The sequence below is a fragment of the Streptomyces sp. NPDC007162 genome, assembly GCF_040634175.1.
GTDB lineage: Bacteria > Actinomycetota > Actinomycetes > Streptomycetales > Streptomycetaceae > Streptomyces.
This window is the reverse complement of the sequence record NZ_JBEYFC010000061.1, coordinates 20,354-27,956: the sequence shown is the minus strand read 5'-3', so window position 1 is coordinate 27,956 and position 7,603 is coordinate 20,354. Positions and strand designations below refer to the sequence as shown.

The 7,603-nt window shown below is 72.1% G+C and carries 9 protein-coding genes; 3 read left to right on the top strand and 6 right to left on the bottom strand.

The window, feature by feature from the left end; translation table 11 throughout:
- Window positions 1-451: 451 nt before the first annotated feature.
- Complete coding sequence (locus ABZ646_RS10430; RefSeq protein ID WP_360515583.1) at window positions 452-1,405, bottom strand: zf-HC2 domain-containing protein; 954 nt, start codon at window positions 1,403-1,405, stop codon at window positions 452-454.
- On the bottom strand, window positions 1,402-2,118 hold the full coding sequence (sigE, locus tag ABZ646_RS10425) for an RNA polymerase sigma factor SigE (protein ID WP_360515580.1): 717 nt from the start codon (window positions 2,116-2,118) through the stop codon (window positions 1,402-1,404). Before sigE ends, ABZ646_RS10430 begins: the two co-directional genes overlap by 4 nt.
- Window positions 2,119-2,368: 250 nt before the next feature.
- On the opposite strand from sigE, the gene ABZ646_RS10420 reads away from it, so the two are divergent.
- Window positions 2,369-3,052 (top strand): O-methyltransferase, encoded by a 684-nt coding sequence (locus ABZ646_RS10420; protein ID WP_360515577.1) that lies wholly within the window; start codon window positions 2,369-2,371, stop codon window positions 3,050-3,052.
- Window positions 3,053-3,130: 78 nt separating this feature from the next.
- On the opposite strand, the gene ABZ646_RS10415 is transcribed toward ABZ646_RS10420, so the two are convergent.
- Window positions 3,131-3,298, bottom strand: coding sequence for a DUF3117 domain-containing protein (locus ABZ646_RS10415; protein ID WP_069751535.1), 168 nt, complete (start codon window positions 3,296-3,298; stop codon window positions 3,131-3,133).
- 380 nt (window positions 3,299-3,678) lie between these two features.
- On the opposite strand from ABZ646_RS10415, the gene ABZ646_RS10410 reads away from it, so the two are divergent.
- A complete protein-coding gene (locus tag ABZ646_RS10410) occupies window positions 3,679-4,482 on the top strand; it encodes an enoyl-CoA hydratase-related protein (protein ID WP_360515574.1) in 804 nt (267 codons plus the stop codon).
- A 69-nt stretch (window positions 4,483-4,551) separates the two neighbouring features.
- On the opposite strand, the gene ABZ646_RS10405 is transcribed toward ABZ646_RS10410, so the two are convergent.
- On the bottom strand, window positions 4,552-5,139 hold the full coding sequence (locus ABZ646_RS10405) for a DNA-3-methyladenine glycosylase I (protein WP_360515571.1): 588 nt from the start codon (window positions 5,137-5,139) through the stop codon (window positions 4,552-4,554).
- Window positions 5,136-5,495 carry a DivIVA domain-containing protein gene (locus tag ABZ646_RS10400; protein WP_360515568.1) on the bottom strand — a complete coding sequence of 120 codons (360 nt, stop codon included), beginning with the start codon at window positions 5,493-5,495 and terminating at the stop codon, window positions 5,136-5,138. Before ABZ646_RS10400 ends, ABZ646_RS10405 begins: the two co-directional genes overlap by 4 nt.
- A gap of 140 nt (window positions 5,496-5,635) precedes the next feature.
- Here ABZ646_RS10400 and folP point away from each other — a divergent pair, with 140 nt between their 5' ends.
- Window positions 5,636-6,496, top strand: a complete 861-nt coding sequence (gene folP / locus ABZ646_RS10395) for a dihydropteroate synthase (RefSeq protein WP_360515565.1) — start codon at window positions 5,636-5,638, stop codon at window positions 6,494-6,496.
- 252 nt (window positions 6,497-6,748) lie between these two features.
- Here the strand turns inward: folP and ABZ646_RS10390 are convergent, their stop codons facing one another.
- Complete coding sequence (locus ABZ646_RS10390) at window positions 6,749-7,507, bottom strand: TIGR00730 family Rossman fold protein (RefSeq protein WP_360515562.1); 759 nt, start codon at window positions 7,505-7,507, stop codon at window positions 6,749-6,751.
- Window positions 7,508-7,603: the final 96 nt, after the last annotated feature.

Genomic DNA, 7,603 nt, shown 5'->3' with positions numbered 1-7,603 from the left:
GTCGACGCGCGCCCGGAGCGACCAGCTCACCAGGGAGAACCACGAGCTGCGGGAGCGGCTCGCGGCGCTGGAGGCGCTGGAGTCCGGACCGAAGACGAGCACGGCGAGCACGACGATGGTCACCAGCTCGAGTGGTCCTATGTCATTGAACACCTGAAGCTCCTTGCGATGTCCTCGGTCCTCGGCCCTCCGGTCGCTGTTGCGGGTGTTCCGTGGTCCGGGCCGGGTCCACGGTACCCGGCGGACCTGTCCGACCGGTACCGTCCCGAGGTGTCCGACTCCGTGTGTACGACCGGTTTTCCGGGTTGTTTGCCTAGTGGGGACCCGGGTGGTGCCCCTCCTGTGAGGTTTCTGTCAGTTCCAGTCCGAGGAGCCGAGGAGCCGAGGACGAGCGTGAGCCGATTCCGGGCGACGCGTTCCGCGGCGGAGCGCAGGGGCCGTCACCAGGCGGTCAGTGGGCCGCGTGGGAGGAGGGGGAGGGAGCGGAGGTCGTGTCGGGGACGGGTGCGGCGAGCAGGGCGGCGCCGGTCGCCTCGGGGGTGGCGGTCCACGAGGTGAGGGAGAACGGCGAGGCGGCGGTCAGCGGTCGTATCAGCGGGGAGACCGCGGCCGCGCCGGCCATCACCGGTGCGGTCAGCTCCCGCAGCACCTGCTGTGCGGCGGCCGGGGAGGGCACCCCGGGCAGCAGCGGTGCGGACACCGAGGCGGGCGCGGCGGTGGCGTCGCCGAGCAGGGTCCCGGAGGACAGCAGTGGACTGGCCGAACGGCGGCGCTGCGAGTCGGTGGTACCGGCCGTGCCCGCACCCGCGGTGCCCGCCGGGGCCACATTGCCGCCGCCGGCGGAGCGCCCGTCGGCAGCCGGGGAGCCGGGCAGGCCCGCGGTGACACCGCCGAGAGCCACGGCGGCCAGCGAGACCGCGCCGGCGGCGACGAACGCGAACCGCATGCCGAACGACGCGGAGCGGTCGTGGTCGGGGCGCCCGACGGGGTGGATGCGGAAGCCCCGGTCGACGGCCGCCGCCGGGTCGTGCGGGCGGGCGGGGACGTAGCCGAACTCGAAACGGTCGTCCCGGCTCACGCCGAAGACCCCGCCGTCGGGCCGGCGCCCCGAGGGACCCCTGCCGCCGAACGGCGAGCCGCCGTCGCTGTCGCCTCCCCCGGGCAGCCCCTGCAGGCGTGCCAGGAAGCTCTCCGAGGGCGGCGGCGGGGCGGCCTCGGCGAAGACGTTCTTCAGCGCGCGCTGGGCGTCCGCCTCCGCCTTGCACCTGGCGCAGGTCGCCAGATGGGCCAGGACACGTTCCCGCGTCTCATGACCGAGCTCTCCGTCCACCAGGGCGGAGAGTCGGTCTCCCAGATGCTGTTCCGCGAGCTGCCGCCCGGCGGATTTGGGTCGTGATCCACTCACGCGGTCGCGCCCCCTCCTCCCAGTGCGGGAACACGGGGCACGAAGGAGCGGCGCTCGGCCTTGCGGGCCTGCGGCGACCGGTGCGCGAGGGCCTTGCGCAGCTGGGAGCGCCCACGGTGGATGCGGGAGCGGACCGTGCCGAGCTTGACGCCGAGGGTCGCGGCGATCTCCTCGTACGACAGGCCCTCGATGTCGCACAGGACGACGGCGGCCCGGAACTCGGGTGCGAGGGTGTCCAGGGCCTGCTGGACGTCGGCGTCGAAGTGCGCGTCGTTGAAGGCCTGCGACGGGGTGGGCTCGCGGCTGGGCAGGCGCTCGGCCGCGTCCTCGCCGAGGGCGTCGAAGCGGATGCGCTGCTTGCGCCGGACCATGTCGAGGAACAGGTTGGTCGTGATGCGGTGCAGCCAGCCCTCGAAGGTGCCGGGCGAGTAGGTGGACAGGGAGCGGAAGACGCGGACGAAGACCTCCTGGGTGAGGTCCTCGGCGTCGTGCTGGTTACCGGTGAGGCGGTAGGCCAGGCGGTAGACGCGGCCGCTGTGCGTGCTGACGATCTCCTCCCACGTGGGCGGAGTCCATGCCTGCCCGTCCGCGTCGGTCGAGAAGGTCGCGGTACGGTCCTCGCCCATGGCGAGCACGTCGGCGTGGCTGGGGTCAGCAGCGGTGTCGTTCACGGATTTCGGCCTGCCCGCCGACCCGAGGAAGCGCCTCAGCACTCCGCCCCGGTCCTCAGGCGCGGCCGCACCTCCCCTGTCGGCTCTGGTGGTGTCCAGTGGAGCCCCTACCATAGCCACCTCGCCCGTTAGCACCGGATAAGCGGTTTTACGAGAATTTGATCTGTGCTGGCCGGGCCTGTCCTGCCGCACCAGCGGGTGATCGGCCACCGTCTCGCCGTCGTGATCCATTCGTGTCCCCCCGCCCTGTCTTCCATCCCTCTAAACGCCTGGTCCCATCAGCAGGTTCCCGGTGCCAACGGATACAGTCACGCCCAGGCAACCACGGGGACAGGAGAGGGTCATTACCGGCAACCGGCAGACGAGCTGGGCGTTCGCCGACGCCTTTGTCGCCGAGGACGAAGCACTGCGCTGGGCACGGGACCGGGCCCGCGAGGCAGGGCTGCGCTCGGTGTCGCCCGGCACGGGCGCCGCGCTGCGCATGCTCGCCGCTTCCGTGGACGCCAAGGCGGTCGCCGAGATCGGCACGGGTTGCGGGGTGTCCGGGATGCATCTGCTGCACGGCATGCGGCCGGACGGCGTGCTGACCACCGTGGATCCCGAGCCGGAGCACCAGCAGTTCGCCCGGCAGGCGTTCCGCGCCTGCGGCTTCGCCAGCAACCGGGCCCGCTTCATCCCCGGCCGCGCCCTCGACGTACTCCCCCGCCTCGCGGACGCCGGCTACGACCTGGTCTTCTGCGACGGCGACCGGCAGGAGTACTCCGACTATCTCGCTGAATCGTTGCGCCTTCTGCGCCCCGGCGGGCTTGTGGTCTTCGAGGGCGTCTTCGCCAACGGCCGTACCGTCGACTCCGGTCCCCAGCCCACCGAGGTGCTGCGGCTGCGGGAGCTGCTGCGCACGGTCCGGGAGACCCAGGAACTGGTGCCGTCGCTGCTGCCGGTGGGCGACGGACTGCTGTGCGCGGTCAAGCGATAGCCCGGAGACCGGGAGTACGGCAACGCCCCGGCACCGCTTACGATGCCGGGGCGCCCGAAAGGGTATGGTCGCTGACGCTCAGCCGACGACGTTCTTGAGGGCGTCGGCGAGCGCCGCGGCCTCGTCAGGGGTCAGCTCGACGACGAGCCGACCGCCGCCTTCGAGCGGAACGCGCATGACGATGCCCCGCCCCTCCTTGGTCACCTCGAGCGGGCCATCACCCGTCCGCGGCTTCATGGCCGCCATGCTCGTTCCCCTTCCTGACAACAGCTCATCGTCTACCGACGGCCCTGGAGGGCACGCGTGATCCTGAAGGGGACACGCGACACCGGCATCGAACACATTGCTTCCAGGCCATTATCCCGCATCTCAGGACCCGATGACCAACATCAGTCGGCATCGCTTGGGCAACGCACGCGAGCAAAACCACTCAATTCGGCGATGTGGCTGCGATACTTCGCCGCCGGGTGTCCTTACGCCGACCGAGTCGGCTCCGGTTTTCTTTGACGCAGGTCACACGTCGGGTCCGGCCCCCGGACGGCGATCTCCGCCATGCTGTCCTTCGGACCTCGACGTACCGAGCGGTACGTCAGCCGCGAGGACGCAGACGACGGAGGGGACGCACCATGACTGACACCGTGCTCTACGAGGTGACCGACGGGCTCGCGACGATCACGCTGAACCGCCCCGAGGCGATGAACGCGCTGAACATCGCGACGAAGGTCGCCCTTCGGGAGGCCGCGCAGGAGGCGGCGGCCGACACCGCCGTCCGGGCGATCCTGCTGACCGCCGCCGGGGACCGGGCGTTCTGCGTGGGCCAGGACCTCAAGGAGCACATCACGCTGCTCGCCTCCGACCGGGAGACGGGGGCGGGCCAGACGATGACGACGGTGCGGGAGCACTACAACCCCATCGTGCGGGCGCTGGCCGGGGCGCCGAAGCCGGTCGTCGCCGCCGTGAACGGGGTCGCCGCCGGGGCCGGGCTCGGGTTCGCGCTCGCCGCGGACTACCGGGTGGTCGCCGACACGGCCGCTTTCAACACGTCCTTCGCGGGGGTGGCGCTGACCGCGGACTCCGGGGTGTCCTGGACGCTGCCGCGGGTGGTGGGGCCGGGGCGGGCCGCCGATCTGCTGCTCTTCCCTCGGAGCATCAGCGCGCAGGACGCGTACGACCTGGGCATCGCGAACAAGGTGGTGCCGTCGGCGGAGCTGCGGGCCGAGGGCGAGAAGGTCGCGCGGAAGCTGGCGGAGGGGCCGACGGTGGCGTACGCGGCACTGAAGGAGGCGGTGGCCTTCGGGCTCACGCACTCCTTGGACGAGACGCTGGACAAGGAGGACGAGCTGCAGGCTCGGGCCGGGGCCTCCGAGGATCACGGGATCGCCGTGCAGGCGTTTGTGAACAAGGAGAAGCCGAAGTACCTGGGGCGGTGACGGTCGGGGGGAACTGCGGGTGCGTTGTGGCTGGTCGCGCAGTTCCTCCCCCAGCGCCCCCCAGCGCCCCTAAAGGGCGCTCCGCGCGACGCAGGTTTCCAGGTGGTCGTCGACCAGGCCGCAGGCCTGCATCAGGGCGTAGGCCGTCGTGGGGCCGATGAAGCGGAGGCCGCGCTTCTTCAGGGCCTTCGACAGCGCTGTCGATTCCGAGGTGACCGCCTGGACGTCGGACAGGGTCTTCGGTGCCGGATACGTCCCCGGTGCCGGGGCGTGCGACCAGATCAGTTCGTCCAGCTCGCCCGGCGCCCACTCCGCCAGGACCCGCGCGTTGGCCATCGTCGCGTCGATCTTGAGTCTGTTGCGGATGATGCCGGGGTCGGCGAGGAGGCGCTCGCGGTCCTCGTCGGTGAAGGCGGCCACCTTGTCGATCTGGAAGCCAGCGAACGCGGCACGGAAGCCGGGGCGGCGGCGCAGGATCGTGATCCAGGACAGCCCCGACTGGAAGGCCTCCAGGCTGAGGCGTTCGTAGAGGGCGTCGTCGCCGTGGACCGGGCGGCCCCACTCCTCGTCGTGGTACGCCACGTAGTCCGCGGTGGACAGGGCCCACGGACAGCGCAGCCTGCCGTCCGGGCCGGCCAGGGCGGCTCCGTCGGTCATGGCCGGTCCTCCCGCTCCGGCTTGTCCAGGGAGGTGCCCGGGGTGCGCGGCGCGGACTGGGCGCCGGCCAGCGCGGTCTCCAGGTCGGCGATCCGGGCGTCGCGCTCCGCGAGTTCGGCGCCGAGGCGGCTGAGCGCGTCGTCGACGTCGGCCATGCGGTAGCCGCGCGGGGCGAGCGGGAAGCGGAGGCTCTCCACGTCCCCGCGGTGCACCGGACGGTCCGGGGGCAGCGGGTCCTGCAGGCGCTCGGGCGCCACCTCGGGCAACGGTCCGCTCTCGCCGCCGCCGACCACGGAGAGCGTGACCGCGGCGACCACGACCGCCAGCGCGACGACCAGGAACAGGAACATAACCATCGCGGTGGCCCCCAGGCTCGATGAAGCGGCTCGATGCAGCTCGGTGTCGAATGTGTCTGGGTCCGATCGTGCCATGCGAGGCTGACAGTTAGGGTCGCAGGCGGCCGTACCGAGGGACTTACTACGAGAGGTCACAGGGGATGCTCAGGCTGGGCAGGCGGGAATTCGGGCCGAACGAGCCGGTGATCATGGCCATCGTGAACCGGACTCCGGACTCCTTCTACGACCAGGGGGCGACCTTCCGTGACGAGCCGGCCCTCGCGCGCGTGGAGCAGGCGGTCGCCGAGGGGGCAGCGATCATCGACGTCGGCGGGGTGAAGGCCGGCCCGGGCGAGGAGGTCACCGCCGAGGAGGAGGCACGGCGGACCGTCGGGTTCGTCGCGGAGGTGCGCAGGCGCTTCCCGGACGTCGTGATCAGCGTGGACACCTGGCGGGCGTCGGTCGGGGAGGCCGTCTGCGAGGCCGGGGCGGATCTGCTGAACGACGCGTGGGGCGGGGTCGACCCGGGGCTGGCGGAGGTCGCGGCGCGGTACCGGGTGGGGCTGGTGTGCACGCACGCGGGCGGGGCCGAGCCGCGTACCCGGCCGCACCGGGTGACGTACGACGACGTGGTCGCCGACATCCTGCGGGTGACCCTGGGGCTGGCCGAGCGGGCCGTCGCCCTGGGGGTGCCCCGGGAGTCCGTGATGATCGACCCCGGGCACGACTTCGGCAAGAACACCCGGCACAGCCTGGAGGCGACGCGGCGGCTCGGGGAGCTGGTCGCGACGGGCTGGCCGGTGCTGGTCTCGCTGTCCAACAAGGACTTCGTGGGCGAGACGCTGGACCGGCCGGTCAAGGAGCGGGTGATCGGCACACTGGCCACGACGGCGGTGTCGGCGTGGCTGGGGGCGCAGGTGTACCGGGTGCACGAGGTGGCGGAGACGCGGCAGGTGCTCGACATGGTGGCGTCGATCGCCGGGCACCGCCCTCCGGCGGTGGCCCGCCGCGGGCTGACGTAGCCCAGGCCCGGACCGACGGCCCGGGCCCCCGGCCGCCTCGGCCGACCCCGAAGCCGGCGGGGCCGACCTGGCGGGACGAGCGAACCCGGCGGTACCCCGGACCGGCGGCTCTGCCCCCGGACCCCGAGTCCTCACGCGACTGGGCCGACCGGGCCGGGTGGGCGGAGGATGCGCCCGGCCGACCGCCCCGGCCGTGGCGAGCGCGGCGCGGGCGGGTTCGGGCGCTGCCTTTCGGTGTCTAGTGCCGCGGCACTAGCGGGCCGCTTCCTTCGAGACCAGGGCCACCGCCTCCGAGACGTCGTCCGTGACGTGGAACAGGAGCAGGTCCTTCTCGGCCGCCTTGCCCTGGGCGACCAGGGTGTTGGTGAGCCAGTCGACCAGACCACCCCAGTACGCGGTGCCGAACAGCACGATCGGGAAGCGGGTGACCTTCTGGGTCTGGACGAGGGTGAGTGCCTCGAAGAGTTCGTCGAGGGTGCCGAGACCGCCGGGCAGGACCACGAAACCCTGCGCGTACTTCACGAACATCATCTTCCGTACGAAGAAGTAGCGGAAGTTGAGGCCGATGTCGACGTAGGGGTTGAGCCCCTGTTCGAAGGGGAGCTCGATGCCGAGGCCGACGGAGACGCCGCCCGCTTCGAGGGCGCCCTTGTTGGCCGCCTCCATCGCACCCGGGCCGCCGCCCGTGATCACGGCCCAGCCCGCCTCGACCAGACCGCGGCCGAGCCGCACCCCCGCGTCGTACTCGGAGGAGTCCACCGGCGTCCGCGCGGAGCCGAACACGCTGATCGCGGGCGGGAGTTCGGCGAGCGTGCCGAAGCCCTCGATGAACTCCGACTGGATGCGCAGCACCCGCCAGGGGTCGGTGTGGACCCAGTCGGAGGGGCCTCCGGCGTCCAGCAGCCGCTGGTCCGTCGTGCTCGCGGTCACCTGGCCGCGCCGTCGGAGGACCGGTCCCAGGCGCTGCTCGTCCGGCGGCACCTTCTTCCCCTCGGGGTTCCCGGTAGGCATATATGCGCTCCCTCCGCTTGCAGGTGTATCTGCTTCAGCGTAGATCCACCCGGGTTACATGCGCGGGACGTCGGCGTGTCGGGCGCGCAGCGGCGT

Coding starts and splice junctions, on each gene's coding strand:
- folP (WP_360515565.1), top strand. CDS start 5,636: ATGCTCAGGCTGGGCAGGCGGGAATTCGGGCCGAACGAGCCGGTGATC.
- ABZ646_RS10410 (WP_360515574.1), top strand. CDS start 3,679: ATGACTGACACCGTGCTCTACGAGGTGACCGACGGGCTCGCGACGATC.
- ABZ646_RS10405 (WP_360515571.1), bottom strand. CDS start 5,139: ATGACCGACGGAGCCGCCCTGGCCGGCCCGGACGGCAGGCTGCGCTGT.
- ABZ646_RS10400 (WP_360515568.1), bottom strand. CDS start 5,495: ATGGTTATGTTCCTGTTCCTGGTCGTCGCGCTGGCGGTCGTGGTCGCC.
- ABZ646_RS10415 (WP_069751535.1), bottom strand. CDS start 3,298: ATGGCGGCCATGAAGCCGCGGACGGGTGATGGCCCGCTCGAGGTGACC.
- ABZ646_RS10390 (WP_360515562.1), bottom strand. CDS start 7,507: ATGCCTACCGGGAACCCCGAGGGGAAGAAGGTGCCGCCGGACGAGCAG.